30 protein-coding genes, 1 tRNA gene and 1 pseudogene are annotated in these 26,298 nt (G+C 65.7%); 19 read left to right on the top strand and 13 right to left on the bottom strand.

Features of this window, described 5'->3' with window-relative positions:
* A pseudogene (locus AC1DGD_RS21255) lies at positions 1-203 on the top strand (hypothetical protein); the annotation flags it as partial.
* Between the two features lie 258 nt (positions 204-461).
* Entirely contained in the window at positions 462-881 is a 420-nt protein-coding gene (locus tag AC1DGD_RS21250; RefSeq protein WP_476858148.1) for a hypothetical protein, read from the top strand.
* Here the strand turns inward: AC1DGD_RS21250 and AC1DGD_RS21245 are convergent.
* From AC1DGD_RS21245 to AC1DGD_RS21235, 3 genes are all read right to left on the bottom strand, one after another.
* Positions 878-1,183 (bottom strand): hypothetical protein, encoded by a 306-nt coding sequence (locus AC1DGD_RS21245; protein ID WP_476858147.1) that lies wholly within the window; start codon positions 1,181-1,183, stop codon positions 878-880. The genes AC1DGD_RS21250 and AC1DGD_RS21245 overlap by 4 nt on opposite strands.
* Positions 1,184-1,445: 262 nt before the next feature.
* The gene (locus AC1DGD_RS21240) at positions 1,446-1,649 is read right to left on the bottom strand and encodes a cold-shock protein (RefSeq protein WP_091256599.1); all 204 of its coding nucleotides are present in this window, start codon (positions 1,647-1,649) and stop codon (positions 1,446-1,448) included.
* 282 nt (positions 1,650-1,931) lie between these two features.
* Entirely contained in the window at positions 1,932-2,588 is a 657-nt protein-coding gene (locus AC1DGD_RS21235; protein WP_476858146.1) for a hypothetical protein, read from the bottom strand.
* A 213-nt stretch (positions 2,589-2,801) separates the two neighbouring features.
* On the opposite strand from AC1DGD_RS21235, the gene AC1DGD_RS21230 reads away from it, so the two are divergent.
* A complete protein-coding gene (locus AC1DGD_RS21230; protein WP_476858145.1) occupies positions 2,802-3,785 on the top strand; it encodes a DUF5956 family protein in 984 nt (327 codons plus the stop codon).
* Between the two features lie 15 nt (positions 3,786-3,800).
* Here AC1DGD_RS21230 and AC1DGD_RS21225 read toward each other — a convergent pair whose 3' ends face one another.
* A complete protein-coding gene (locus tag AC1DGD_RS21225; protein WP_476858144.1) occupies positions 3,801-3,959 on the bottom strand; it encodes a hypothetical protein in 159 nt (52 codons plus the stop codon).
* Positions 3,943-4,095 carry a hypothetical protein gene (locus tag AC1DGD_RS21220; protein WP_476858143.1) on the bottom strand — a complete coding sequence of 51 codons (153 nt, stop codon included), beginning with the start codon at positions 4,093-4,095 and terminating at the stop codon, positions 3,943-3,945. Before AC1DGD_RS21220 ends, AC1DGD_RS21225 begins: the two co-directional genes overlap by 17 nt.
* A gap of 506 nt (positions 4,096-4,601) precedes the next feature.
* On the opposite strand from AC1DGD_RS21220, the gene AC1DGD_RS21215 reads away from it, so the two are divergent.
* The 5 genes from AC1DGD_RS21215 (at position 4,602) to AC1DGD_RS21195 (ending at position 7,867) form a co-directional block, all read left to right on the top strand.
* Positions 4,602-4,946 carry an HNH endonuclease family protein gene (locus tag AC1DGD_RS21215; RefSeq protein WP_476858151.1) on the top strand — a complete coding sequence of 115 codons (345 nt, stop codon included), beginning with the start codon at positions 4,602-4,604 and terminating at the stop codon, positions 4,944-4,946.
* 104 nt (positions 4,947-5,050) lie between these two features.
* Positions 5,051-5,857 (top strand): hypothetical protein, encoded by an 807-nt coding sequence (locus AC1DGD_RS21210; protein ID WP_476858142.1) that lies wholly within the window; start codon positions 5,051-5,053, stop codon positions 5,855-5,857.
* A gap of 89 nt (positions 5,858-5,946) precedes the next feature.
* The gene (locus AC1DGD_RS21205; RefSeq protein WP_476858141.1) at positions 5,947-6,339 is read left to right on the top strand and encodes a hypothetical protein; all 393 of its coding nucleotides are present in this window, start codon (positions 5,947-5,949) and stop codon (positions 6,337-6,339) included.
* 14 nt (positions 6,340-6,353) lie between these two features.
* A complete protein-coding gene (locus AC1DGD_RS21200) occupies positions 6,354-6,521 on the top strand; it encodes a hypothetical protein (protein WP_476858140.1) in 168 nt (55 codons plus the stop codon).
* 344 nt (positions 6,522-6,865) lie between these two features.
* Positions 6,866-7,867, top strand: coding sequence for a PD-(D/E)XK nuclease domain-containing protein (locus AC1DGD_RS21195; protein ID WP_476858139.1), 1,002 nt, complete (start codon positions 6,866-6,868; stop codon positions 7,865-7,867).
* 515 nt (positions 7,868-8,382) lie between these two features.
* On the opposite strand, the gene AC1DGD_RS21190 is transcribed toward AC1DGD_RS21195, so the two are convergent.
* The 4 genes from AC1DGD_RS21190 to tmk form a co-directional block, all read right to left on the bottom strand.
* Positions 8,383-8,455: transfer RNA gene (locus AC1DGD_RS21190), tRNA-Thr, on the bottom strand.
* Positions 8,456-8,569: 114 nt separating this feature from the next.
* Entirely contained in the window at positions 8,570-10,153 is a 1,584-nt protein-coding gene (locus AC1DGD_RS21185) for an alpha/beta hydrolase (RefSeq protein ID WP_476858138.1), read from the bottom strand.
* A gap of 60 nt (positions 10,154-10,213) precedes the next feature.
* Positions 10,214-11,356, bottom strand: a complete 1,143-nt coding sequence (locus AC1DGD_RS21180) for a DNA polymerase III subunit delta' (RefSeq protein ID WP_223914375.1) — start codon at positions 11,354-11,356, stop codon at positions 10,214-10,216.
* A complete protein-coding gene (gene tmk, locus AC1DGD_RS21175) occupies positions 11,353-12,009 on the bottom strand; it encodes a dTMP kinase (RefSeq protein WP_476858150.1) in 657 nt (218 codons plus the stop codon). The genes AC1DGD_RS21180 and tmk overlap by 4 nt, the downstream gene beginning before the upstream one ends.
* 134 nt (positions 12,010-12,143) lie before the next feature.
* Here tmk and AC1DGD_RS21170 point away from each other — a divergent pair, with 134 nt between their 5' ends.
* Both AC1DGD_RS21170 and AC1DGD_RS21165 read left to right on the top strand, forming a co-directional pair.
* Positions 12,144-13,340 carry a trans-sulfuration enzyme family protein gene (locus AC1DGD_RS21170; protein ID WP_476858137.1) on the top strand — a complete coding sequence of 399 codons (1,197 nt, stop codon included), beginning with the start codon at positions 12,144-12,146 and terminating at the stop codon, positions 13,338-13,340.
* 9 nt (positions 13,341-13,349) lie between these two features.
* Positions 13,350-13,709: a DUF2516 family protein gene (locus tag AC1DGD_RS21165; RefSeq protein ID WP_028276353.1), complete on the top strand. Its 360-nt coding sequence runs from the start codon at positions 13,350-13,352 to the stop codon at positions 13,707-13,709.
* A 181-nt stretch (positions 13,710-13,890) separates the two neighbouring features.
* Here AC1DGD_RS21165 and AC1DGD_RS21160 read toward each other — a convergent pair whose 3' ends face one another.
* Complete coding sequence (locus tag AC1DGD_RS21160; RefSeq protein WP_476858136.1) at positions 13,891-14,739, bottom strand: class I SAM-dependent methyltransferase; 849 nt, start codon at positions 14,737-14,739, stop codon at positions 13,891-13,893.
* Between the two features lie 178 nt (positions 14,740-14,917).
* Here AC1DGD_RS21160 and AC1DGD_RS21155 point away from each other — a divergent pair, with 178 nt between their 5' ends.
* Positions 14,918-15,664: a phosphoglyceromutase gene (locus AC1DGD_RS21155; RefSeq protein WP_230009468.1), complete on the top strand. Its 747-nt coding sequence runs from the start codon at positions 14,918-14,920 to the stop codon at positions 15,662-15,664.
* A 173-nt stretch (positions 15,665-15,837) separates the two neighbouring features.
* On the opposite strand, the gene phoU is transcribed toward AC1DGD_RS21155, so the two are convergent.
* Positions 15,838-16,500, bottom strand: a complete 663-nt coding sequence (gene phoU / locus AC1DGD_RS21150; RefSeq protein WP_079552056.1) for a phosphate signaling complex protein PhoU — start codon at positions 16,498-16,500, stop codon at positions 15,838-15,840.
* 207 nt (positions 16,501-16,707) lie between these two features.
* Here phoU and AC1DGD_RS21145 point away from each other — a divergent pair, with 207 nt between their 5' ends.
* Both AC1DGD_RS21145 and AC1DGD_RS21140 read left to right on the top strand, forming a co-directional pair.
* A complete protein-coding gene (locus AC1DGD_RS21145) occupies positions 16,708-17,940 on the top strand; it encodes a sensor histidine kinase (RefSeq protein ID WP_223915308.1) in 1,233 nt (410 codons plus the stop codon).
* Positions 17,937-18,617: a response regulator transcription factor gene (locus AC1DGD_RS21140; protein ID WP_018774213.1), complete on the top strand. Its 681-nt coding sequence runs from the start codon at positions 17,937-17,939 to the stop codon at positions 18,615-18,617. Before AC1DGD_RS21145 ends, AC1DGD_RS21140 begins: the two co-directional genes overlap by 4 nt.
* 142 nt (positions 18,618-18,759) lie before the next feature.
* Here AC1DGD_RS21140 and AC1DGD_RS21135 read toward each other — a convergent pair whose 3' ends face one another.
* Complete coding sequence (locus AC1DGD_RS21135; protein ID WP_476858149.1) at positions 18,760-19,311, bottom strand: hypothetical protein; 552 nt, start codon at positions 19,309-19,311, stop codon at positions 18,760-18,762.
* A gap of 326 nt (positions 19,312-19,637) precedes the next feature.
* On the opposite strand from AC1DGD_RS21135, the gene AC1DGD_RS21130 reads away from it, so the two are divergent.
* From AC1DGD_RS21130 to rlmB, 6 genes are all read left to right on the top strand, one after another.
* Complete coding sequence (locus AC1DGD_RS21130; RefSeq protein WP_026266570.1) at positions 19,638-20,120, top strand: CarD family transcriptional regulator; 483 nt, start codon at positions 19,638-19,640, stop codon at positions 20,118-20,120.
* A gap of 168 nt (positions 20,121-20,288) precedes the next feature.
* Positions 20,289-21,134, top strand: a complete 846-nt coding sequence (ispD, locus tag AC1DGD_RS21125) for a 2-C-methyl-D-erythritol 4-phosphate cytidylyltransferase (protein WP_476858135.1) — start codon at positions 20,289-20,291, stop codon at positions 21,132-21,134.
* Positions 21,131-21,649 carry a 2-C-methyl-D-erythritol 2,4-cyclodiphosphate synthase gene (gene ispF, locus AC1DGD_RS21120; RefSeq protein WP_476858134.1) on the top strand — a complete coding sequence of 173 codons (519 nt, stop codon included), beginning with the start codon at positions 21,131-21,133 and terminating at the stop codon, positions 21,647-21,649. Before ispD ends, ispF begins: the two co-directional genes overlap by 4 nt.
* A 120-nt stretch (positions 21,650-21,769) precedes the next feature.
* A complete protein-coding gene (locus tag AC1DGD_RS21115; protein WP_476858133.1) occupies positions 21,770-22,129 on the top strand; it encodes a hypothetical protein in 360 nt (119 codons plus the stop codon).
* A gap of 90 nt (positions 22,130-22,219) precedes the next feature.
* Positions 22,220-23,668: a cysteine--tRNA ligase gene (gene cysS / locus AC1DGD_RS21110; protein ID WP_476858132.1), complete on the top strand. Its 1,449-nt coding sequence runs from the start codon at positions 22,220-22,222 to the stop codon at positions 23,666-23,668.
* 134 nt (positions 23,669-23,802) lie between these two features.
* A complete protein-coding gene (rlmB, locus tag AC1DGD_RS21105; protein WP_028276342.1) occupies positions 23,803-24,804 on the top strand; it encodes a 23S rRNA (guanosine(2251)-2'-O)-methyltransferase RlmB in 1,002 nt (333 codons plus the stop codon).
* Positions 24,805-25,393: 589 nt separating this feature from the next.
* Here the strand turns inward: rlmB and AC1DGD_RS21100 are convergent.
* A complete protein-coding gene (locus AC1DGD_RS21100) occupies positions 25,394-26,197 on the bottom strand; it encodes a carbon-nitrogen hydrolase family protein (RefSeq protein ID WP_476858131.1) in 804 nt (267 codons plus the stop codon).
* Between the last annotated feature and the right edge of the window lie 101 nt (positions 26,198-26,298).

Genomic DNA, 26,298 nt, shown 5'->3' with positions numbered 1-26,298 from the left:
TTCCGGGAACGTGGGGGCCGGCGCCGGTGGCGTTGACCTATCAGTGGAAGGCCAGCGGTGTCGCGATCACTGGCGCGACTGCCGCCACTTATAAAGTCGCCGCGGCCCAGCTGGGCAAGACCATCACGGTCACCGTCACCGGTACGAAGACCGGCTACACCACCAAGTCGAAGACCTCAGCGGCCACAGTCCAGGTCGTGTGACCACGTGCCCCATGCCCGGCATGCAAACGACTGCCGCGGGTTAGCCACCTGACGTGTCAGGACGCGGGCTCCAGCTTGGCGAGGCGCTCCGCGATCTGACTCCCGGCGCGCAGTCCCTTCGGGCACTTGGCCAGCCACCGCGGCCAACGAAGTCCACCGGTAGTACGTGGCCGGCGCACTCGCGCATTGGCGCCCGACTTCAGCCCGGTGCCGCTGTTGGCCACGAGAAGCGTCAGCCCGCTGTACTACGGTGGGGCCATGGAACCGGAGTACAGCCTGCCAGAGTGGGAAGCTGATCTCCGATATGCCCTTGCGGCGGGGCCGGGTGCGTGGCCCCTGGTGACGGTGGCGACTTGCAGCCCGACAGCCGGTATTGAGGTCATCGCGACCGCCCGGAGGGTGGTCGCTGCGAGGGGGCTCCCCATCATAGAACTCGACGCTCGAACGGTGGCCGGTGACCCGGATCTCCTACCTTCAGATTCCGGTTTCGTCATACTTCACGATGTTGTATCGCACCGGGTCGAAGTATCCGTCCTGCTTGGAGCATTCCAGCACCTGCTTCAAAGGGGCCTGCTCGTGGGGTTACTCGTCGTCGGATCCCCGGCCGGCATCAAGGCTTTGAGGCGTGAGACTTCTCTCGGGCTTCTAAATCGCGCCGAAGTTCTGAACCTGAGCTAGCGGGCGTACACCTCGAGTCTCTGAAGGAGCCGATCTTGCCACGCCAACAGGTCTGCCGGCCGCCGGCCGCCGGCGTCGGGCAGGGGAGTGACCATCCAGGCGGCGAACACGTTGTGGGGGACCTGCAGCTCGAGAGCCTTCTCGAAGAGGGCTAGAACTGTCGGGCTCAGGATGCCGTCGATGATCTGGAAGCCTTGGAAGAGTGCGTCGTCCCCAATGAACACCCGGACGCCCTGCTGGAGGAACGGTTCCGGGTCGTTGAAGAGGGCCTCGAAATGCGCCTCGAACTCGTCCTGGGTCATCAGACCGAACTCGGAACGGATCCGGTCCCAGACCTCGTCGCCGACGGGTGCGCGGTGCAGGTTTCACAATCCGTACAGTACGCCGTGCACCCTGCGGCCCGTTCGGTACCACGAGAAGATCCTGCCCCTGATCCGGGAGCACATGCGCCACACCCCCGGCGGCGGGGTGGAGATCAGCGCTTGGCCCAACCTATACTGGCCGGGCCCGGACATAGCAAGCGACTGGCCAGGCGTTCATCGACTGGCCAGTCTCTTGGTGGCGCTACAGTGGCTGGATGTTCTCCGCCTGGGGACCCTTGGGACCCTGGGTGATGTCGAACTGAACCTTCTGGTTCTCGTCCAGGGACTTGTAGCCGCTGGAGGCGATTGCCGAATAGTGTGCGAACACGTCAGCGCTTCCGTCGTCGGGGGCAATGAATCCGAAGCCCTTTTCGGCGTTGAACCACTTGACAGTACCTGTTGCCATGCTGAATTCCTTCACGGGTCGCTGGTCGGTTCCGCTTTTCGGATTGCCATCCCAGCCACTCACAAGCTCGAGCCTATGTGTCCGTCCCGGCGGGGGCAACAAGCGGCATCACCGGGAAGGCCTTCAACGGGCTCCGCACACATGGTGCGCCGACTGCAGCCGACGCCGCGGCGTCCTATTTCGGTGCAGTCGGGTCGCTTGGCTTGCGTTAGGACGGGACACGTGGCTGCCTCAGGCCTGACGCCCATGAGGCAGAATCGTCTTATGTGCCGATAATTGAGATTACGTCAACCTGGGTTGACGGGCCGCCCATTCATCTGCGATGTCTCGTGGGTCGTCCCAAGTAGCGAGTGCCCACAGCGCCTCGGGCATCAACGAGTTGTCCGCTCCATCCGGTATCACAGTGAACAGCTGGCTGACTTCGGTCATGTTGATCGAGGCGGGCTCCAGCTTCGGCAGGGCGTTGCCCGGCGGAAAGATTCGCTCCAGTCCGACCCGAGCAACGGCTTTGTCGAGACGTACCTCATGATCATCGCCAGAGCTGTGGGTACAGCCGACGACGAGCAAAGCTACTCTGCCGAGCCTGATCGATTCTGAAGCGTTGATCGGACCCTCACCGACACTGAACCCGATGGGTGTGCCACGCTCATCGAGCAGCACGCTGGAATCGCCCTTCAGAGCAAGAACGTAGGGAATGATTTCTGATTCCGTAGGCTCGAACGAGTCGTCGACAAGCGCAGCGTACACGCGAACACCTTTCGGTGTACCGGCATCGAGCTTGTCGAAGCGGCGAAGGAGCAGTTGTCGACTGGCCTCCACACCTAGCACCCCTCTGCCGCGGGCAAGGCTGAGCAGCAACGTGACCCAAACGATCCAGTCACCGAGATGTTGCAGGGACTTTTTCGTGACGGGTGAGCCTGTCTCGATGAGGTCCATCATCTCGGATCGCTGGTGGAGCACGCTGGTGGCCCGGTTGTGTGTGCTGCAGAGGTCGGTCCGGAATCGTGCGAGGTCATCGCGATTCGGGTCGAGGCCAAAACGCTTCCAGAGCGCCTGAGGAATGATGTGTTCGACGGTGGGCTCATTAGGACTTCCGCACAGCAGGCACCCGTGGCGGTGCCCGCTGGGCTGGTGCGCCCTAGTATCTGAATCATGACCTTCACCTACACTTCCACCTACCTGTCCGAGATTGAGGCCAGTATCCCCAGCCGCGCCACCAGCGCCGGTCTGGCTAATTATCAAGGTCTGGACATCCAGAAAGAGGCAGATATACGGGTGGATGGCGAGGAAGTCAGCATTGATGGCGCCCTCAAGCTGGCTGGCCTAGTGGGCGCGCCCTTCCTCGCAGTCGAAGGCAGCGTGTGCTCAGTCGAGCACATGCGGGCCGTCTACACCCACGAGTACGACGGAGAGCTGCCGGCCGCAGTAGAAAAGCTGCTACGGGGTGCCGAAAAACATGATGGGTCGTTGATGGCACTGACAGTGACTTGGGTGTCTCAGGGCCTAGTGTACGAATGGCTTGCCCAGTCCGACTGGATTGACCCCCTGCTGGCGCGAATTCGAACAGCGCTTGAAAACGCCAAAGCGGAGGCCGACGTTGAGCACGAAGACTCCATGGACGAATACCGCGTTGCCTTGCAAGCGGCGGTGTCGACCCTAGTGGAGTCCCCCAAATTCCGCGGCGAGCAAGTCAGCAAGCGGAGCCTGGTGGCGCCGCTGATTCTGACCGAGGCGGGAATAGAAGAGCCGCCTCCGGTCTTGATGCGCCTCCGGGTTATGCCAGAAGCAGCCGGGGCGGAGAACCTGCGGCGCCACCCGTTGTCCGATGAGGGAAGGACCGTCACCGGCTACACCGAGACCGCCGGGGTCCGGGAGTCCTTCGAGGAACCGTTGACCGCTGCGGACCGGGCAGGAATCGACGACGACATCGACGCCTACCTGCGGGACGCAGACCTTCCGCCTCGGCCGAGGGGCTTCAGCTGGCTGATCCGTGTGCCTGATAATTCGTCGCCCGAGGCGTTCCTGGCTGAGGTGGACGCAGAAATCCTCCGCGCCGCAGACGGCTCCGTCCACCCAAGACAGCTCCGGCCAGTCTTCGCGGCAGTTCTCAGCGACTTCTATGCGAGAGGCCGCTGAAGACGCCCGGGTCGCCTAGCTGATGTACCGGGCCACCACCATGCGGATTTCTTCCTCGTCGGCGACCCGGCAGGCGATGAGCTCGACACCGTCGGCGTCACGGATGACGACGGCGAAGCCGGTCTTGAGGTTGTAGCTGATGTAGGCGTTGAGCCCGTCACCGAGGCCGTACATGGGCCACCTCGCGGTTCTCGGAGGCATCGTACGAGGCGACGCAGAAGCCCAGGGCGTACGGGTCCGTGCCGACCATCGCATCGGGTCCAACCTGCGCGGCGATGCGCTGGGCGGGGGAGGCAATCAAAGTGGTCATCGGGAAGGTCCGTTCTGGGCCGGTAGCGTTGTCCTTCATGTGTGCGGCAGATCCGGAAGCACTCCACGCCAGGGGGCCCGACCCCTACGAACGCCAGCGATGGCAGGGCAGCGGCCCGCGCCGCACACATGATTGAGCATGAGCCTCTTCCGCTCCGCCGCCACCAAAACCGCCACCGTACTGACCGGGCCCTGCTCGTCGCGTCCCTGGCCGGCTGTGGGGCAGCCACCGCCGATGCCGCAGCACCTGCTGCGCTTTCCCAAACCGCATCCGCCAAGTCGACCACCACTGAGGCTTCTCCCTGTTCGGCTGGACATGGCCGTGGTCGAAGCCTGCTGCTCCGGCGCCTGCGCCGAGCACGCCCACCGGTACGGTCTCCATCGCCGCCCTGACCCAGCTGGCCACCATCCCGGCCAAACGCCGCGCACCGAAGACCGGCTACACCCCCCCAGTTCGGTCCGGCGTGGTCCGCCGTCGACCACAATGGTTGCGATACCCGCAACGACATACTCCGCCGCGACCTCACGGGGGAGACGTTCGAGCGGAACAACTGCGTGGTGCTGACCGGCACCCTGGCCGACAAGTACACCGGCAAGACGATCAAATTCGTCCGGGGCGTGAAGACCAGCTCTGCCGTCCCGATCGATCACATCGTCCCCCTCAGCGACGCCTGGCAGAAAGGCGCCCGGCAGATCACCGCCACCCAGCGCCTGGCCCTCGCGAACGATCCCCTGAACCTCATGGCCGCCGACGGCCCCACCAACGGCGCCAAGGGTGATGGGATGCCGCCACGTGGCTGCCGCCGAACAAGGCGTTCCGGTGTGAATACGTCAAGCGCCAGACGGCTGTGAAGGCCAAATACAAGCTCTGGATGACCGACGCCGAACGCAACGCGATCAAGACCATCCTCAACACCTGCGCTTAGGCACAGCTGGGCCTGAATTAGAGTGTGCAGGTGACCACTATGAAACCGCATACCCAACGCCGGGCGGTCCTGGTTGCGGCCGGCTCTCTGAGCGCGGTAGCAGTGCTGGGCGCCGGTATCTTCATCGGCAAACTGCAGCCGATGTCCAGCCAAACCGTGCCGGCAGCGGCGGCAACTTCTACGACGGCCCCGGTGGTCCTGCAACCCAGGCCGGGCACGACCCCCACGGCACCGACACAGCCGAGCACCAGCCGGCGGCCTGCAACGCCGACGCCAACAGAGGAGGCGCCGACAATTGCCCCTTCGGCCCCGTCCCTGCCCGTTGCCCTGCCGCCGGTTGTCCGCGAGCCCGAACCCCGCCCCTTCGTTGCCCCCTACGAGCCGCCGCCGATCACATACCCGCCCACCCTTTCATGTCCGAAGGGCGGGGGAGTCGGCATCAACGTCACTGAAGTCCACCAGACCAGGACATCCGGCGTGTTCGACTTCTACCAGGCCACCATCACGGTCGAGAACACGACCGGCATACCGGTGAGCTCACTCAATGGCTCCTCCGCGGGAATCACCTTCCGCTGCGGGGCAGACAAGAAGGACCAGTCGGGCGGGTGGTTCGTGCACCTTCCGGAGGAAATACCGCCGGGACGGACCGTCCTCAGCAGCATTGATGACGACTATGGGATCAGTGCGTATTACCAGATGGATGTCCCCATCACGTCGTTCCGCATCGAGGGGCCCCTGGACTTCAGCAACACTCCCACGGACCAAGCCACGGCATCGCGCTACTGCTCCTGGACCGCGAAGTTGGGCAAGCCGCTCGTCGGGTCCTGGGGTCCCTGAGCAGGCCCCGTCGTTGATTGCCGCATGCCGCACTCCGCCGTCTGCGCATGGGGAAGGGCAAAGCCCGCACCACCGCTAGGACCCGCGCCATGACCACTTTCCTGAAGATCTCCGACGGCACCGAATTGCTCAACGTCGACCACATAGCCTCCTTCAAGATCAGGTACCGCCGGTGCAATCTCGACGACGACCTTGAACGCGAGCACTCCATCGGCTACCGGATCGCCGATTCGGGCGCCACGTCCATACTCATTTCCGGACTGACCGAGGACGAGGCCTTCGATTTCCTGGCCGCCCTCGGCAAGGCGATCACCAAGGCCACCGAAACCGGGGGAGTCATCGACCCGCACGTCATCGCCGAGCACCTGTTGCCGATGAGGCTGCCGGGGCCTTGCGCGTGGAGTCCGACGGCGAAGACCTGGCCGTTCAGCGCCTGGGACCCAGCGCTGTCTCCCTGGCCAACCCGGCCGGGCTGGCCGTGACGCTGCTGGGAAACATGAAGGCCTCCTTCGGGGAGAATCCCGATGCGGCCAAGTACCTGGAAACGGCCATCACCGATCCGGATAACGGTTCGCGGTACGTGCTGATCTTCGCCAAGTCCCAGGCCCAGACCCCGCATGAGCTGCGGACCCTGGCCGAGAAGAACCTGGCCACGGCCAGGTAGGACGCCCACGCGGCCAACACGACCGCCGTGCAGCGGCTGCTGCGGGCTCCCGCCGGCCAGAACACGTTTTGAGGCCGGGGTGAAAGCGGCCCTGGAGGCGATGCGGCAGGTCAATGTCGGCAACACAGGGACGAACGCCGCAGGTCAGCTCGCCTGTACTGGACTCATCACGGGGTTGTCTACATGACTATCCACAGGCAATCGGCACTTATCCACACGAAATCCAAAGCGTCAAACTGTACCTCCAACTCAGATCAGGTTGCCGGGCCTGCCCTAACGTCACGACTGGACGTCGGCTGCTGGCAGAATCGTTAGGAGGAAGACGGCCACGAGCAAGGAGACATATGATTACCCCCCGGTCCAGCGCAGGTAACAGCAAGGGTCTGAGGCTGGGAGGAGCTCTCTCGAGCATCGTCAAAGAGTCACAAATTTCGAAGGACGACCTTTTGGGCGTCTTCAATGACGAGGGCATCCGACCCTCTGATACCTATTCGCGCCAGCAGGTAGTCCGTTCTGGTCTTACCGCCGCCACAGACCAGCAAGCCATCGCAATTGCCACGACGCTCACCGACATGCTGCGGAAGGACGGCATTTTCGGTTCCAGCAACGAGGATGTTGTTGCCAAGGTCGAGAAGCTGGAAACGACGTTCGCAAAACTCGGGGCGTCACTGAGCGATGCCGGCGAGGTCACCTGGGATCACGGGGCCGTTCAGCCCGGCCAGCCGGCTACATCCGTCAAGCCAACTTGGCCGGCGGGGCAAGGCCCCCTGGTCAGTGGGTTCATCGGTAATCAGCCCACTGTGGACGAAAGCGCCCCGGAACCCCTCCTGACCCGGAGCCGTCCGCTAGATAAGACGGTGGAAGACATCCTGAATCTATTGGAGCGGCTTCCCTCCGCTTCCCACTCGCTCACCAAGAAGCGGCGAAAAGACAGAGCTCTGGTCCACATCACCGATGAATATGACGTCCAGGACTTCGTGTTCATGGCTTTGCGCCTGCTGTACCAACCAGTCGTCGACGAGCAGCCCTCCTTTAAGAAGGGCGGGGACGGGTTCAACAAAGGTGACTTCTACCTAGAGGGCCACAAAATCATGGTCGAGGCCAAAGTGGCCAAATCCGGACACGGCGTAAAAGCCATCAAAGCCGAAATTGCCGTCGACCAAGCCGCGTACCGGAACGAGGATGCTGTCAGCGCGCTGATCGTTGTCATCTACGACCTTGATCACACGATCGCCGATAAAGAAGCCCTCAAGAATTTTCTCGAGGAGGACACGAAGACCTCAGTCGTATTGAAGGACTGGTTTGGGTCAAAGCCGGAGCCAGAAGCTTCGGAACCCGGATCGTGAGGTCCTAGACTTCACGCCGCAGTGAGGCGGGATGGGTTGGACGCACCAATTCCGGCGGGCCATGCCGCCGGAAGTTGGGCATCCTAGGGGGTTTTCCTCAAGCTCGCTGTCATCACCGGCTTCACAGTTCAGTGCTTTCAGGTCATCCACCAAGTCCTGTACAGCCTGGAGCCGCACCTCCTGGATGCGATTATCGAATGTTATCGCCGCTCGGCAAGGTGCGGCATAAAACAACTCCTGCGGGCGGGGTTGAGCCCACCTGGGGGCAAAGCAAAAGGCCCTGACCGGCGTTTCCGCCGCTCAGGACCTTTCTTATGGTCGAGGCACAGGGACTCGAACACCGAACCCCTGATACAAGGTCTAGCCACTACTGCGGTTGCGTGAACTTCTCGTACAATCGCCGGTATACGGTCTCGCCACCATCGAGCAACAATCGGTTTCGCGCTACACGCCGACGAAAGTGTGCCGTAAACGTACCGGAACGAATCCGAACTAGGAGAAAACCGTGAATCTAGAGCTTCCTGCCAGAATCGAACTGGCGACCTTCTCATTACGAGTGAGACGCTCTACCAACTGAGCTAAGGAAGCAACCACATGAATGCCCGGCGAACCGGGCGGATCATGCAAGAGACAACTGTAATAGAGTCCCGGCGTCCGGGTCAAAATGAGCGACCGAAGCCGCCATGCGGCCCCGTCACGGACCTAGCAGACCGTGTTGTCCGCCGGGGCCTTTCCGTCCACCAGGTAGTCATCGACCGCGTTGCCGATGCAGCTGTTGGAACGGCCGTACGCCGTGTGGCCCTCACCCTTCCAGGTCAGCAGCGAGGCGTTCCCAAGCTGCTTGCGCAGGGAACTGGCCCATTCCACGGGGGTAGCCGGGTCGCCGGTGGTTCCAACTACGACAATCGGGGCCGAGCCCTTGTACTCGATCGGGGCAGGGGTCCGGACGTTCTTGTACGGCCAGTCCTTGCAGTTGCTGCCGCCATAGGCGAAGTAGTAGCCCAGGGTGGGCGACAGCTGGCGCAGCTTCTGGTCCTCGGCCCGCATGGACGCGGTGTCGGACACCATCGGGTAGTCCAGGCAGTTGATGGCGTTGAAGGCGAAGGTGCTGTTTGACGTGTAGGTGCCGCTGGGATCGCGGTCGGCGCCGAAGTCGGCCAGTTGCAACATGCCGGTGCCGTCGCCGGCCAGGGCGGTGGCGAGCGCACGGGTGAGGATCGGCCAGTTGTCATCGTTGTAGAGCGGGATGATGAGGCCGCTGACAAACGTGGAGCCCGAGACCTTCCGTCCGTCCTTCGCCGGCAGCGGGTTCGCCTCGGCCGCGCTGATGGCGTTGTGGATCTGCTGGACGCCTTCCTCGGTGCTTCCCGTGAGGGGGCATCCGGACGTCTGCTGGCATTTGGCGACATAGGCGTGGAGGGCCTTGTCGAAGGCCACGGCCTGGTCGCGGGTCAGTTCCTCATTGCTCAGCGACGGGTCCATGGCGCCGTCGAGGACCAACCGGCCCACATTGTCCGGAAACAGCGACGCATAGGTGGAGCCCAGCAGGGTCCCGTAGGAGTAGCCGAGGTAGTTCAGCTTTGAGTCGTTGGCCACGCCGCGCAGGATGTCGAGGTCCTTGGCGGCGCTGAAGGTGTCGATGTGGGCCAGCACCGGCCCGGTTTTCTCCACGCACTTGGCAGCGATGGCCTTATTGTCGGCCAGGGCCTCGTCCAGTCCGGCGTCGGTGTCCAGGGCGTAGGTCTTGGCGCGTGACGCGTCGCGTTCCTTGTCCGTGAGGCACGTGACCGGGGCGGAGCGCTTCACACCGCGGGGGTCGAAGCCCAGGATGTCGTAGGCGGACCGGACTTTGTCCGAAATGTTGGTGTTGGCCGCATCCCTGACGAAGTCGTACCCCGAGCCGCCCGGGCCGCCCGGATTGACCATCAGGGTGCCCTTCTTGTCACCTGTCGTGGCGAGCTTGATGGCGGCAAGCTCGATGCGTTCGCCGTCGGGCTTGCTGTAGTCCAGCGGAACCTTGATCTTGGCGCACTGGAAGTTGCCTTCACACGGTTTCCAGTCGACCTGCTGGGAGTAGTAGCTCCGCAGTTCGGCCGGCGCGGCCGCCACGATTGACGGGTCCGCCTGCCCCGCTGTCCCCGATGCCGGCGCACTGGACCCGTTGCCGCCCCCGCCGCCGAAAAGGGTGCACGAGGCCAGCGTGAGGGCCAGGGCCACGGCGCCGACGGCCCGCATGCCGATCGCCAGGGATCGGGATCTTGCGGACTTGGGTCGAGCAGGCTTCATGCGGTTCTCCTTGGAGGCTAGGAACGAAAGCGAAGATGATCGTTGGAGCGGCCGGAACCGTCAAATAAGGCTGGAAGCCATGGACTCGATCGTCAGCAGCGGGGCCACGTTGGTTGTGGTGATCCGCGTGCGGGCCTTGTTGATGGCGTCCATTCGGGCAAGGGTCACTTCGGCGGTGGAACGGGAGGCGAAGTCTTCGAGTTCGCTTCTGAGTTCAACGTTGACGAGTTCCACTGCGTTCCCCATCTGGATGATCAGGACATCCCGGTAGAAGGACAACAGGTCCGTCAGGGTGCGGTCAAGGGAATCGGTGACGGAACGCTTGGCGCGGCGCTTCTGGTCGTCCTCGAGTTGCTTGACCTGGCTCCGCATGGCTGGCGGCAGCGTGCCGCTTTCGGGTGCCCCGAGGGTGGTCAGAAGCGCGGTTTTCTCGGCGGCGTCGCGCTCGTCGTTGGAACTGTTGGCTTCCTCGGTGGCGATCTTGACCAGTTTCTCGGCCATCATGACCGCCGCCGTGACGCCGCGAAGGGACAGCGGAAACCGGACCGTCTCGAGCCGGCGCTCCCTGGCCTCCGGGTCCCGGGCCAGGCGGCGGGCGATCCCGACGTGGCTCTGCGCCGCGCGGGCGGCGCGCTCGGCGACCGCCGGGTCCACGCCGTCGCGCTTGACCAGCAGGGCAGCGACGGCGGCGGCCGGCGGAAGCCGCAGCGCCACCGGCCGGCAGCGGGAGCGGATGGTCACCAGGACATCGGCGGGGGAGGGGGCGCAGAGCATCCAGACGGTGCGGGGCGTGGGTTCCTCGATGGCCTTGAGCAGCACGTTGGTGGTCCGCTCGGCCATCCGGTCCGCGTCCTCCACCACGATGATCCGCCACCGGCCCGACGAGGGCCGGTTCCCGGCGGTGGACACGAGCTCGCGCGCCTCGTCGATGGTGATGGTGACCTTCTCCGTGCGCACGAACGCGACGTCGGAATGGGTTTCGCCGAGGATGGTCAGGCACGCCGGGCATTCGCCGCAGCCGCGCAGGCTGACGTCCTCCTGGTCGCAGTTCAGGGCCGCGGCGAACGCCTTCGCGGCGTTGGAACGGCCGGAGCCGGGCGGGCCGGTGAAAAGCCACGCGTGCGTGAGCCCTTCGTTCTGGGCCGCCTGGCGCAACTGGGCCACGACGGCGTCCTGGCCCTGGAGGTCGTCCCAGACCGTCATGGTGTGCTGCTTTGGGTGACGGCCAGCAGGGATTCGACGCGCTCGAGGATGCGGGCGGCGAGTTCGGCGACGGGCAGCCGGGCGGGCAGCACCAGATACGCCTCCGGCCGGGCCGAGGCGAGGTCCAGGAAGGCCGCCCGGATCTTGGCATGGAATTCGTCGGCCTCGGACTCGAGGCGGTCTTCGGCGGCCTCGCCGGCGGTGCGCCGCTGCCGGCCAACGGCGGGTTCGACGTCGAGAAGTACGGTCAGGTCCGGCTGCAGGTCCGATGTGGCCCAGGCATTGATGTCCCGGACCGCCTGCGTTCCGAGGCCTCGGCCGGCGCCCTGGTACGCGACCGAGGAATCGATGTACCGGTCGGTGAGGACGATCTCGCCGCGTTCCAGGGCGGGGCGGATGACCTGGCTCGCGTGCGCCGCCCGGGATGCCGCGAAAATCAGGGCCTCGGTATGGGCATCGATGTGGCCATGGCCGTGATTCAGCACGAGGGACCGCAGTTTCTCACCGATCGCCGTGCCGCCCGGTTCCCGGGTCCGCAGCACGGTAAAACCACCTGATTCCAGGGCCTTGGCGAGTTCAGCCGCCTGCGTGGACTTGCCGGCGCCGTCTCCGCCTTCGAAGGCAATAAACAGTCCGGGCAACAGGCCGGTCAACTTTCGGCGGGACGCTCCGGGGCTCTGGGTAGTCACCGTTCAAGAGTACCGACAATCCCCGACACTCTAGTCTGCGCAAAGTCTGCGGCGTAACGGCTTGGGTACCCTGCCGGGCGCCCACGTACCCTGTCCTCATGAGTCTTACTGAAGAACGGGCCGCCTCGCTTTCGCCGGATTCCCTGGTCGTCGCGGCAGGGCGCCCGCCGCGCACCCGAGACGAACCGGTCAACCCGCCGCTGGTGCTGTCCTCGACCTACTTCGGTACGGGACCGCTAGGCGACGGCGACCGCGGCTACGGCCGGTATTCCAACCCCACGTGGGACCCCTTTGAAGAGGCGCTGGGCCAGTTGGAGGGCGCGGAACTGCCAGGCCTGCTCTACGCCTCGGGACTCGCCGCCGTGAGTTCGGCCCTGTCCCTGGTGCCCGCCCAGGGCGTGCTCGTCATGCCGTCGCACAGCTACGCGGGATCGGTCACCATGGCCACCGAACTGGCGGCCAAAGGGTTCCTCGAGCTGCGGACGGTAGACATCGCGGACACGGACGCTGTACTTGCGGCGCTTGCCCCGGCCGGCGGGCGCGCCGCCAGCATGCTCTGGCTGGAGAGCCCCACGAACCCCATGCTCGGCGTCGCGGACATGCGGGCCCTGACCGCCGCGGCACATGAGGCCGGCGCCATCGTCGTCACGGACAACACCTTTTCCACGCCCCTGGTGCAGCAGCCCCTGAGCCTGGGCTCCGACGTCGTGCTGCATTCGGTGACCAAGTACCTCTCCGGCCACTCCGACGTCGTACTCGGTGCCCTGGTGACGTCCGACGCCGGTCTCCGCGCCGCCCTGCTGCACCACCGCACCATCCACGGCGGAATCGCCGGACCATTCGAGGCGTGGCTGGCGCTGCGCGGGCTCCGCACTCTGGCGCTGCGGATCGAGCGTTCGCAGGCGTCGGCCCAAATCCTGGCCGAGCGGCTCGACGGTCATCCGAAGGTGGCCGGCGTCCGCTTCCCCGGGCTGGCCTCGGATCCCGGCCACGCGCGGGCCAAGGAGCAGATGAAGGGTTTCGGATCCGTCCTGTGCATCGAGGTGGCACCGGTGGGTGGGCAGGGCAGCGGCCTCAGCGGCGCGGACGCCGCGGACCGCATGATCCGCGCCCTGCAGCTTTGGCTCCCCGCGACCTCCCTGGGTGGGGTGGAATCCCTGATCGAACGCCGGCGCCGGCACGCCGCCGAGCCGGAGAGCGTGCCGGACAACCTGGTCCGGATGAGCGTGGGCATTGAGAACGTGGAAGACCTTTGGGTCGATTTGGAGCAGGCATTGGGCACTCTGGACGGCTAGGCTGGGGGAGTGGACGGACGCATACTCATTTACTTTGTCGAATCCGGGGTTTACCTGGTCCTGGCTGTCGTGGCCTTTGTCCTTGAGGCATGGGCGTTTTTCGATTGTCTCCGGCACAAGGCCAACGCGTTCGAGGCCGTATCGAAGCGGACCAAGACCTTCTGGCTGGCCCTGACCGGCGGCGCGTTCGCCGTGGGACTGTTCTCCCTGCTCTCGCAGTTGGGCAGCGGTGGCGGCGCCAGTTCGCTTGGCATTTTCGGCCTTGCGGCGGTGACGGCCGCGTCCGTATACCTCGCCGACGTCCGCCCCGCCGTCAAAGACGCCGGCCGCGGCCGCGGCAGCAACATGGGCCCCTACGGCCCGTGGTGATCCCCACCGGCACCCTAAGCTCGCAAGCTCGCCCAGGGAACCCTGCCGGCGTGGGCCCACCGCCGGCACCCTAAGCTCGCAAGCTCGCCCAGGGAACCCTGCCGGCGTGGGCCCAACACCGGCACCCTAAGCTCGCAAGCTCGCCCAGGGAACCCTGCCGGCGTGGGCCCACCACCGGCGCCTAAGCTCCCGGGGCCACGGCTTCCCAGCCGACCGTCACTTCGCCCAGCCGCCAGCGGGACGGGCCGTCCTGGATCGGCCAACCGGCGTCGAGCAGTGCGCGGCACATAGCCCCGAAGCGCTGCCGGTTTCCGAAGGCCGCCAGCGGCGCCGCTTCCAGCCAGGCTTGGTCCATCGCCTGCAGGTAGGTGTGGATCTTCTCGCCGGGCACGTTGCGGTGGATCAGGGCCTTCGGGAGCCTTTCGGCAACGTCGGAGGGCAGCACGAAGGCACCGAACCGCATGGACAGGCTCAGGCTCAGCGGCCGCTCGACGTCGAGCGCCACCCAGGCGGCGCGCCGCCCGATCTCATCGCACGTGCCGTCGATGAACAGCCCGCCCGGGGCCAGCCGGTCCTGCACCAGCCGCCAGATGCCCGCCACGTCGGTTTCCTCGTACTGCCGCAGCACGTTGAAGGCACGGACCAGCACGGGCTTTCCGGTCATGGGCAGTTCGAAGCCGCCCAGCTGGAACCTTAAGCCGGGCCGTTCAAGGGCTTGGGCCTGCCGGACGCGCTCCGGTTCGATTTCGATCCCCACCATTTGTACGTCCCCGCGGACCGCGGCGAGGCGTTCGAAAAGTTCGACGGCGGTGGCCGGTGAGGCGCCGTACCCGAGGTCGACGGCGAGAGGATGGGCCGCGGCCCGCAGCCGCCATGCCTGCGGCCCGGTCAGCCAGCGGTCCACGCGGCGCATCCGGTTGGGGTTCGTGGTTCCGCGGGTCACGTTACCCACGGGCCTGCCGCCGCGCGCGCCGCCTCTCGTTCCGCCCTTGTTTCGGGGGGCCAGCACCCGTTCAGCCTTCTGTACCACCGCCCAAGCCTATCCTCCAACACGGGGTCACCTCATTTCCGTGATGGGCGCTGGATGGGCCGGGAGCGACCCCGCGTTGCCCTGAAGCACGCGGTGAAGCAGAAGGTGAGGCACGCTCTGAAACGCGCGTGGTGTAACGCTCGGCACCGCCGCCAACCGCTCGGCTAGGATGAAAACCATGACTTACAAGCTGATTCTGCTGCGCCACGGCCACAGCGACTGGAATGCCAAGAACCTGTTCACCGGCTGGGTGGACGTTGACCTCAATGACCAGGGCCGTGCCGAGGCGGTCCGCGGCGGCGAGCTGCTCGTGGAGAACAACATCCTCCCCGACATCCTCTACACCTCGCGGTTGAAGCGGGCCATCAACACGGCGAACATGGCACTGGAAAAGGCCGACCGCGGCTGGATCGACGTCAAGCGCGACTGGCGGCTCAACGAGCGCCACTACGGCGCGCTGCAGGGCAAGGACAAGGCCCAGACCCTCGCCGAATTCGGCGAGGAGCAGTTCATGCTGTGGCGCCGGTCCTACGACACCCCGCCGCCGCCCCTGGCTGACGATTCCGAGTTCTCCCAGGTGGGGGACCCGCGCTACGCGGACCTCGGCGACGCCGTCCCGCGCACCGAATGCCTCAAGGATGTCCTGATCCGGCTCATGCCGTACTGGGAATCAGACATCAAGGAAGACCTCAGGGCCGGTAAGACCGTCCTGGTCACCGCCCACGGCAACTCGCTCCGCGCCCTCGTCAAGCACCTTGACGGGATCAGCGACGAGGACATCGCCAGCCTGAACATCCCCACCGGCATCCCGCTGGTCTACGAACTGGATGAGAACTTCAAGCCGCTGAACCCGGGCGGCACCTACCTCGATCCCGAGGCCGCCGCCGAGGCCATCAAGGCAGTCGCCAACCAGGGCAAGAAGTAACCGGCCCCCGCCCGGGCAGGCACTAAGTAAGGCACAGCGCACAAACGACGGCGTCCGGCCACCCCCAAGGTGACCGGACGCCGTCGTTCGTATCAGCGCGGTGCTATCAGCGCCGTTGTAACTGCTGCTGATTCAGCCGTAACTGCGGCTGAGTCAGCCGCAGTTGGCCGGAGTCAGTTGTGCTCGATCGTGCTCGGCTGCCACGCGCCCGTCACCAGGTACGTGACCTTCTGGGCCACGGAGACGCCGTGATCCGCGAAGCGCTCGAAGTAGCGGCTGGCCAGGGCAACGTCCACCGTGGTGGCCGGCGACTCCTGCCAGTCGCTGCGGGCGATCGCCTGGAAAACGCTCAGGTGAAGGTCATTGACGGCGCCGTTGGCCTTCATGATCTCCCGGGCCACGCCGAGGTCGCGGGTTGCCAGCAGCTCCGTGAGCTTCTGGGCGATCAGCAGGTCCTGTTCCGCGAAAGCCTTGAAGGTCTCCCGCAGCTGGTCCGGGACCACTGACGCCGGATAGCGCAGACGCGCCAGCTGGGCCAGGTGCCGGGCGAGGTCGCCCATGCGTTCGAGCGAGGCGCTCATCCGGAGCGAACCAACCAGCATGCGCAGATCGCTCGCCACCGGGCCCTGGAGGGCGAGGATGTCGATGGCACGCTCGTCGAGGCTGTTCTGCAGGAAGTCGATGCGGGCATCGGCGGCAATCACGTCCTCGGCGAGGTCGATATCGGCGCCCTGGAAAGCTGTCGTGGCCTTGTCGATGGCCTCTGTGACCAGCGCTGAGATCTCGACGAGCTGTTCCCTTACCTGGGCGAGCTCCTCCTGAAAAACCTTACGCACGTGTGCGTCCTTTCCTCGGAAATATTGCCTGCAATCGAAGTGGCGGGCCTATTTCGGTTCACCTACCGGCGCTCCAACTGTCAACTCTTTCAGTGTCCGGTGAACTGTTACGCCCCAATAGGTGAACGTTAGCTGAACCGCTGCCCGAATCGCAGGAGATTTCGGATTCGGTCACGTGGCAGAGCATAAGCTGGAGCCGTGGATCCAATGCTCATCGGCGTGATCGCCGGCCTGATCGGCCTCTCGTTTGGCATGTTCGGCGTACTCGCGTTCCGGGTCAGTGAGCAGCAGCGGCATATTGTCGACGTCGACGTCGATGACCCCTCGTTGCCCGAGGGGGCCGCGGAAGTGCTCGCCGTCCTCGGCCGCGCGTTCGTGGTGGTGGATGCGATCGACGGCGTGGTCCGCGCCAGCCCCGCCGCCTACGCCTACGGCCTGGTCCGCGGGCACACGGTGGTGCACCAGCAGCTGCTGGAACTGACGGCCAAGGTGCGGCGGGACGGGGTCATCCTCGAACAGCAGCTGGAACTGCCGCGCGGCCCGCTCGGCCAGGGCACGATCGTTGTCCAGGTCCGGGCCGCCGTCATCACGGAGGAATATGTCCTCCTGCTGGCCGATGACCGGACAGAGTTCACCCGCACCGAGGAAGTCCGCAACGACTTCGTCGCGAACGTCTCCCACGAACTGAAGACACCGGTCGGGGCGATCTCCCTCCTGGCCGAGGCACTCGAGTCGTCCGCTGACGACCCCGAGGCGGTGAAGCGGTTCGCCAAGCGCATGCACAAGGAATCGACACGGCTTGCGGCGCTCGTCCAGGACATCATTGAACTCTCCCGGCTCCAGGGCGCCAACGTCGCGCAGCAGGGCCGCCCGGTGGACATCAACCTTGTGGTCAGCGAGGCCGTGGACCGCTCCGTGCTGCCGGCCGAGAGCAAGAACATCCAGCTGGTCGTCGGCGGGCACGCCGATGCCCTGGTCTACGGCGACCAGGACCTTCTCGTGACCGCCCTGCGCAACCTGATCGATAACGCCATCCGCTACTCGCCGGAGAACACCAAGGTGGGCGTGGGCATCCGGGCCAAGGACGGTCTCGTGGCGGTCTCGGTGACGGACCAGGGCGATGGGCTCAGCGCCGAGGACCAGGAGCGCGTCTTTGAGCGCTTCTACCGCGTGGATGCTGCCCGCTCGCGGCAGACCGGCGGCACCGGGCTTGGCCTGAGCATCGTCAAGCACGTCATTTCCAACCACGGCGGCGAGGTGACCCTGTGGTCCCGGCTCGGCCAGGGTTCCACGTTCACCATTCGACTTCCCGAGATAGAAGGGCAGGACGACGGCGACGCCCCCGAGGCGGGCAAGCCGGCAGCCCAAACTTCCAGTCGGGACCCCAGACCGCAACGACGTGACGCCGCAGGCGTCCATGAGCAAGGAGCTACCGCTTGAGCAGGATTCTGATTGTCGAGGACGAGGAGTCCTTCAGCGACCCCCTGTCCTACCTGTTGGGTAAAGAAGGCTTCGAAGTGGAGGTGGTGGACAACGGACTGGACGCCATCACCGAATTCGACCGCAACGGCGCCGACCTCGTGCTCCTGGACCTGCAGCTGCCTGGCCAGTCCGGCACGGAGGTCTGCCGCCAACTCCGGCAGCGCTCCGGGGTGCCCGTGATCATGCTGACGGCCAAGGACTCTGAAATCGACAAGGTGGTGGGGCTCGAACTGGGCGCCGACGACTATGTCACCAAGCCCTACTCCTCGCGGGAACTCGTGGCCCGGGTCCGGGCCGTCCTGCGGCGCCAGAGCGAGCCGGAGGAACTTGTCTCCACCACAGTGCAGGCCGGTCCTGTCCGGATGGACATTGAACGCCACGTGGTCAGCGTCGGGGGCGAGCAGATCGCCTTGCCGCTCAAGGAGTTCGAGCTGCTGGAAATGCTGCTGCGGAACTCCGGCCGGGTCCTGACCCGCGGGCAGCTGATCGACAGGGTCTGGGGCTCCGACTACGTGGGGGACACCAAGACCCTCGACGTCCACGTCAAGCGGCTGCGCAGCAAGATCGAGCCGGATGCGTCCGCGCCGCGGTACCTGATCACCGTCCGGGGGCTGGGCTACAAGTTCGAGCCCTAAAGATCGGAAGAGGCAGCCCGGCGGCCGCTGCTGCCGGGCCGCCGGACTGCTGGACGTCCGGCGCAGTTGAACATCAGGGGACACACAAAAGGAGGGGCACCTGCAGGTGCCCCTCCTTTTGCAATAGGTCCAGCCGTTGAAGCTAGTGGCCGGCCGTGCTGCTCGGCGTCGGCGTGGCCGTCTCCGTCGAGGTGGCCGTGCCGGACTCGGTGGGCGCCGGCGTCGGCAGGTACGACTTGTAGTCGACGATTGTGCCGTCCATAACCGGAACCGTGAACTTGGCTTCCTTGTTGGTGCCGTTCTCGGAGATGGTGACATCGAGGACGGCGCCCGGCTTGGCGCCGGCCGGGTTCAGGATCGCGGCGTCGGTGGAGTCGTTGAGCATGGTGTAGGAGTTCTTCTTGACCGGAACCTGGGTCTGCGATCCCTCCGCACCCTTGATGGTCAGCACCACGTCATTGGAGGAGGTGTTGTACACGGCGCCGATCACGCGGCCCGGCTTGTCCTCGCCATCGGAGACGATGATGAAGTTGCGCAGCTGCAGCGCACCGAGATCAGTCCGGGTTCCGTCCGAGGCCGCGTACTGCTCCGTGGTCTGCTGGGCGTTGATGTAGCCGCAGCCGGTCAGGGACAACAGGCCGATGCCAAGTGCAGCCGTTGCCATTGCCAGCTTGCCGCGCTGGCCCCGGTTCATCGCAGTGAAACGCACGTCACGCACTCCTTGAGAGTCTTGAAACATTATTCAGCCATAGCCTAGCCGCAAACGGCCGCAAACAAGGATTCGGCGACTACACACAAGCGCGGCCAAGCGTGCGTCACCGGCGGCGGGACCCGGCTCGGCGGGGGACGGAAACCTCTTGGCAGTTAGGGCCGCAGGCACTATTATCCGCATTCGTCAAGGGGTTTGAGGGGGCGGATTACGGCCATTTTCCCCGGATTCATGCGGTTCCCGGCACCTTTTGATGCCAGTTGTATGCCTTAATCGTGATAAACTGGTCTGCGGGAAAGGGGAATGTCCACATGGTTTTTGAGGTCGGCGAGACAGTAGTTTACCCTCACCACGGTGCAGCCAAAATTGAAGAAATCAAGATGCGCACTGTCAAGGGCGAAGAGAAGATGTATCTCAAGCTCAAGGTGGCTCAGGGTGATCTGACCATTGAAGTTCCAGCAGAAAACGTTGACCTGGTAGGGGTTCGGGACGTAGTGGGCAAGGAAGGCTTGGAGCACGTGTTCGACGTGCTGCGGGCCGAGTTCACTGAAGAACCCACCAACTGGTCGCGTCGCTACAAGGCAAACCTGGAAAAGCTTGCTTCCGGTGACGTCATCAAGGTAGCCGAGGTCGTCCGCGACCTCTGGCGCCGTGATCACGACCGGGGTCTCTCCGCGGGAGAGAAGCGCATGCTGGCCAAGGCCCGTCAGATCCTGATTTCGGAACTGGCACTGGCTGAGAAGACTGATGAAGAGAAGGCTGCAAGCGTTCTCGACGAGGTCCTGGCTTCCTAGCACAGGGCCGGCCCAGCAGGGCCGGCGCAGATAAGAATCGAACCCCGGTGGCGTCAGCCGCCGGGGCTTCTTTTTGCCCTTTTTCAGCGGCCGCCCCCTCCGTTGCGCTATCGGTTGTGGTCCCTTTGAGCGCCCCGGTCCGAGGCGCGGGGACGTAGTCTTGTGCCCATGGATACTGCACCGACGAATACGTCACAGGCGAATACGTCACAGCCCGGTCCCGCCACAGCGGTCATAGTTGTAGCCGCCGGCTCCGGCCAACGCCTGGGCTACGGCATGCCGAAAGCAAAAGTCCCTCTCGGCGGGGACACCATCCTCACCCACGCCCTCCGCGGTGTGGCGGCTGCTGGGATCGCACAGCAGATCTGCATTGCGCTCCCCCCGGGCGACACCGAGTTGCGGGCGCTGTGCCAGGCCTTCACACAGGAGCTTGCGGCCGGACACTCCGGCGCGGCGTCGGGCTCCGGCGTCCGGGCTCCCGTGGTGACGGTCGTCGACGGCGGTGCGGACCGCGCCGATTCAGTCCGCGCAGCGATGGCGGCCCTCCTGCCCAATATCGAATCGGTGCTGGTCCACGACGCCGCCCGGGCGCTGACGCCGGAAGCCGTCTTTCACCGCGTGGCAGCGGCGCTCGGCGCCGGTGCCTCGGCCGTCATTCCGGTGATACCGGTCGTCGACACCGTCAAGACCGTCGAACCGACCACCGGCGACGGCGCCGCGGTGGCCCCCGAACTGGTCACCGGGACAGCGCCCCGGGAATCGCTCCGCGCCGTGCAGACACCGCAGGGATTCGCCCTGAGTACCCTCAAGCGCGCCCACGAAGCTGCCTCCGGGTTCGACGCCGGCCAGGCCGCCCTCGTCACGGACGACGCGATGCTCGTGGAGCTCATCGGGGTCCCGGTCCACGCGGTACGCGGCGCCAGCCAGTCCCTGAAGATCACCACGCCCCTGGACCTGATCCTGGCCGAAGGCCTTCTCGAAGGGCCCCTGGGCTTGCGCTGGGTGGAGGGATGAGCATGTCCACCAACCCGCCAGTCGTTTCCCCGGTCATTCCCCGGACCGGGATCGGCATCGATGTCCATGCCTTCGCCGCCGAGGACGAGCCGCAGCCGCTGTGGCTCGGCGGCCTCTTCTGGGAGGGGGAACGGGGTCTGTCCGGCCACTCAGACGGCGACCCCGTGGCCCACGCCGCCGCCGACGCGCTCTTCTCGGCCTGCGGGATCGGGGATCTGGGCACGCACTTCGGTACGGACCGGCCCGAATATGCCGGAGCATCCGGCGTGACCCTGCTGGCCGAGGCCGCCCGGATTGTTCGCGCCCACGGATTCGAAATCGGCAACATCGCCGTCCAGTTCGTGGCCAACCGGCCAAAGTTCGGCCCGCGGCGGGAGGAATCCCAGCAGGTCCTCAGCGCCGCTGCCGGGGCGCCGGTGAGCGTCACAGCCACCACGAGCGACGGGCTCGGGTTCACCGGCCGCGGCGAGGGGATCTCGGCCGTGGCAACAGCGCTCGTGTATCCGGCAGGCTAAGCACCGCAGGTTGGGCGCCGCCGGTTGGGCGCCGCTGGTTAAGCACCGCCGGCCCCGGTCCCCTACGCTTGAGGGAAGACCCAAGCGAGACACCCGTTCCGAACTGCCAGGAGACCTGCCGTGAAGAAGCTGCTGACCGCCGTCGTACTCGTGGCAGGGGCCATGCTGAGCGGCTGTGCCGCCTCCACGACAGCGCCCCAAACGCCTAGCGCCACTCCGAAGCTCAGTGTCGAGGAAAGCTGTAAGTTCCTCAACACCGACACCTTCGTGCCCTCCGGGAGCGCTAAGGAGCAGGCAGGGCAGATTGGCCAGCACTACCAGGAGGTTGCGGACAAGGTAGCGCCGGAGGTGGGCGCCCCGATCCAGCAGATGGCCGAGATCATGAAGCAGGTTGCGGCGAGCCCTACGGGAACCAAGACCGACCAACAGACGGCCCAGCTCACGGAGCAGATCAACAAGATCGGCCAATACTGCAAGTAGGTCGCCGCACCGGCGGCCTGCCTGCCGGCCTGCGCCGTGCCGGCAAAGCCGCGGGTCAGGCCCCGGAGCGCCATCGGCTAATCTGGAGCGGTGACCCTGCGCTTTTACGACACTGCATCCGCCGAAGTCCGCGACTTCGTCCCCCTGGTACCTGGCAAGGTGAGCCTGTACTACTGCGGAGCCACCGTCCAGGGCATGCCACACGTCGGCCACATCCGCTCGGCCATCGCGTTCGACCAGCTGACCCGCTGGTTGCAGTACCGCGGCTTCCGGGTGACGGCAGTCCGCAACGTCACCGACATCGACGACAAGATCCTTGCCAAGTCAGCCGCCTCGTTCGGCGCAGACTTTGAAGACGAGCCCGGAGCCCTCCGCAACGAGGAATGGTGGGCTTTGGCCTACCGCTACGAGCAGGAATTCCTCAAGGCCTATGACACCCTGGGTGTCTCCCGCCCCACCTATGAGCCCCGCGCCACCGGCCACATCCCGGAAATGCACACCCTCATCCAGCAGCTGATCGACCGCGGCCACGCCTACCCGGCCCTGGACGACTCCGGCGACGTCTACTTCGATGTACGTTCCTGGTCCAAGTACGGCTCGCTGACGCGGCAGAAGCTCGACGACATGCAGGGCGCCCCTGACGCGGACCCCCGCGGCAAGAAGGACCCCCGCGACTTCGCGCTGTGGAAGGGCTACAAGGACGGGGAGCCGACGACGGCGAGCTGGTCTTCGCCGTGGGGCGCCGGCCGCCCGGGCTGGCACCTCGAATGCTCCGCGATGGTCACCAAATACCTCGGCACCGAGTTCGACATCCACGGCGGCGGCCTGGACCTGCGCTTCCCGCACCACGAAAACGAAATGGCGCAGTCACAGGCGGCAGGCCACGGCTTCGCCAACTTCTGGATGCACAACGGGATGGTCACCTACGCCGGCGAGAAGATGTCCAAGTCCATCGGCAACACCGTGAGCCCGACGGAAATGCTCGAGATCGCCCCGCCGCGCGTTGTCCGGTACTACCTCGGGCAGGCGCAGTACCGCTCGGTCCTGGACTACCAGCCGACGTCCCTGCAGGAAGCGGCCGCCGCCGTCGAGCGGATCGACGGCTTCCTCAGCCGCGCAAGCCGGGTCCTGCCCGACCCGGGACCGGAGGCATCCGCTGGTTCTGTCCCGGAAGCTTTTGGGGTGGCTATGGACGATGACCTCAACGTCCCGCAGGCCCTCGCTGTCCTGCACGACACCGTCCGCGCCGGCAACACGGCTCTCACCGAAGGCGACCTCGACGCCGCGGGTCAGGCGCTGGCCAGCGTCACCGCCATGCTGGACGTCCTCGGCCTCAACGCCACCGCAACGCCTGCGGCCGACGAACAAGCCAACACCGCCCTTGGCGTCCTGGTCGAGGCTCAGCTGGAGGCGCGCGCCCACGCCCGGGCCGCCAAGGACTGGGCCGCGTCCGACGCCATCCGGGACACCCTGGCCGCAGCCGGCGTCGTCGTCGAGGACGGCCCGGACGGGGCGAGCTGGAGCCTGAAGCGCGGCTGAACCCCGTTGACGGCGGCCGGTGAAGTGGGCCGTCGTCGTTCCCTCCGGGCCACCCCGAAATCGTGGATTTTACTCGAGTCAGTAGACTGGAGGTCAGACTTATCAACGAATCGCGTATTTAAAGGGTGAAACTCATGGCCAACAACGGTCGCCGCTCGGTCAAATTGAAGAAGGGCCCCTCCGTCGGAACCGGCGGTCACGGCCGCAAGGCACTTGAGGGCAAGGGCCCCACGCCGAAGGCGGAGGACCGCCCCTACCACAAGGCGTTCAAGAACAAGCAGCTCGCCGAACGCTCCGAGGCCAAGCGCGCCAGCGGAAGCCGGACCACGAGCGCCGCCGCCCGCACCGGACGCTCCGGTCCCAAGGGCCGCGCCACCGAAGAGGTCGTCACCGGCCGCAACTCCGTGGTCGAAGCCCTGCGCGCCGGCATCCCGGCCAAGGCCCTGCACGTCGCCGTCCGCATCGAAATGGACGACCGCGTCAAGGAATCCCTGAAGCTGGCCGCCGAACGCGGCATCCCGCTGATGGAAACCGGCAAGCCCGAGCTCGACCGGATGACCGACGACGCCATCCACCAGGGCCTCGTGCTGCAGATCCCGCCGTACGAATACCAGGACGCGTACGAGCTCGCCGAAGAGACCCTCGAGGCCTGGAAGAAGGGCCACGTGGCCAACGCCCCGCTCTTCGTGGCGCTCGACGGCATCACCGATCCCCGCAACCTCGGCGCGATCATCCGCTCCGTCTCGGCCTTCAGCGGCCACGGCGTCGTCGTCCCGGAGCGCCGTTCCGTGGGCGTCACCGCCTCGGCCTGGAAGACCAGCGCCGGTGCAGCCGTCCGCGTCCCCGTCGCCCGCGCGGCCAACCTGAACAACACGCTCAAGGCGTTCAAGAACATGGGGATCTACGTCCTGGGGCTCGACGGCGACGGCGACGTCTCGCTGCCCGAGCTCACTCTGGCCACCGAACCGGTGTGCATCGTCGTCGGTTCCGAGGGCAAGGGCCTGAGCCGCCTGGTCCGCGAAAACTGCGACCAGATCGTCTCCATCCCGATCGACTCCGCCATGGAATCGCTCAACGCCTCCATGGCCGTCGGCATCTCCCTCTACGAGATCTCCCGCCAGCGCGCCGCTAAGTAGTCCGTGCTCCGGTGGCGGTTCAGTTCCCAGTCACCTGAGTCGGGGTTGGGTTCCGCCGGAACCGCAGTTTTGCCGTCGCTTAGACACCTCCCGACGCTCCGCTCGGCCGCGAGCGGCCTCACTACGCTCTGGTCGGCGATGCGCTCCTTAGCAAAACTCCGCTTCCGTCTGTGACGCTCCCTCACCTTTGTCGGGTGGATGGCAAACGCTCCCTCACATCTTGTGGGGGAGCCTTTGCATTTAAGGCGCGAACAGAAGAGGCCTCTGTCACCTACGCGCGATTCCGCAGGGAGCGTTTGCCTTTAGCACGTGAGACGTGAGGGAGCGTGTGCCTTTAGCGTGCGAAACGTGAGGGAGCGTTCTTTTGCTGAAGTAGTCCCACGGCGGGGCTTAACTCGAGCGGGCGCCGGGGTCCTGCAAAGGAGCGCATCGCCGACCAGAGCCGGATGAGGCCGCCCAGCGGCCGAAGTAGGCGGCGGGAGGTGTCTAAGCGACGGCAGGGCGCCGGTGTCCGCGGGTGGTGACCACAAACGGAAGCAACAAACCGTCAGTATCCACGGAGGTGACTAGGGCGAACGGCTGCGGTGTCTTAGAACCTGTGGCGGTTGGCTAGGACCGGGAGTTTGGTGCGGGCTTCCTGGACGGCGTCGGTGTCGAGGTCGGCGAAGAGAAGGCCGGGGGCGCCGTCGAGTTCTTCGAGGACGTCGCCCATGGGGGAGACCACCACGGAGTGCCCGACACCGGTGGGGGCGGAGCCCTTGACCGGGTGACCCACGCTGGCGGGGTCGCCCTGGCCGCAGGCGAGGACCAAGGTGGTGGAGTCCAGGGCGCGGGCTCGGGCCAGGAGCTTCCACTGCTCGGCCTTACCGGGGCCCGAGCCCCAGGAGGCGCACACAATGTTGACGTCGGCGCCGCGGTCCGCGTTTTCCGTGAACAGGTCCGGGAAGCGGACGTCGTAGCACGTGGCGAGGCCGAACGTCACGCCGTCGAGCTCGAAGGTGACGGGGGAGGTGCCGGCGTCGACCGTGTCCGACTCGGCGAAACCGAAAGCATCGAACAGGTGGATCTTGTCGTAGCTGGCCTCGAGGCCGCGGCCGGTGACCAGCAGGGTGTTGCGCACCTTGGCGCCGTTGCCGGCGGTGCCGGGAGTGAACATGCCGGCGACGATCACGATGCCGAGCTCCGCGGCGAGGGCGCGGACGCGGGATGCCCACGGGCCGTCCAGCGGCTCGGCGATATCCAGGAGCGAATTGCCGAAGGCCCGCATGGTGGCTTCCGGGAACACCACCAGGTCCGCGCCGCCGGCCTTGGCCTGGCGCGCGTAGGCGTCCACGAGGTCCAGGTTTGCGGCCACGTCACGGCCGGTAATGATTTGGGCTAGTGCAACGCGCACAATTACCTCCAACTCGGCGCTCCATTACAGTATGCAGTGCGGCGGTCCGTACACTGCAAAACGTCATGAAAACGAAAACGGGGGCCATTTGTCTGGCCCGG

This window comes from Arthrobacter sp. 05T45 (assembly GCF_056395875.1).
Note: the sequence above shows the minus strand (reverse complement) of the source record. Positions and strands in the feature narration are given on the sequence as shown.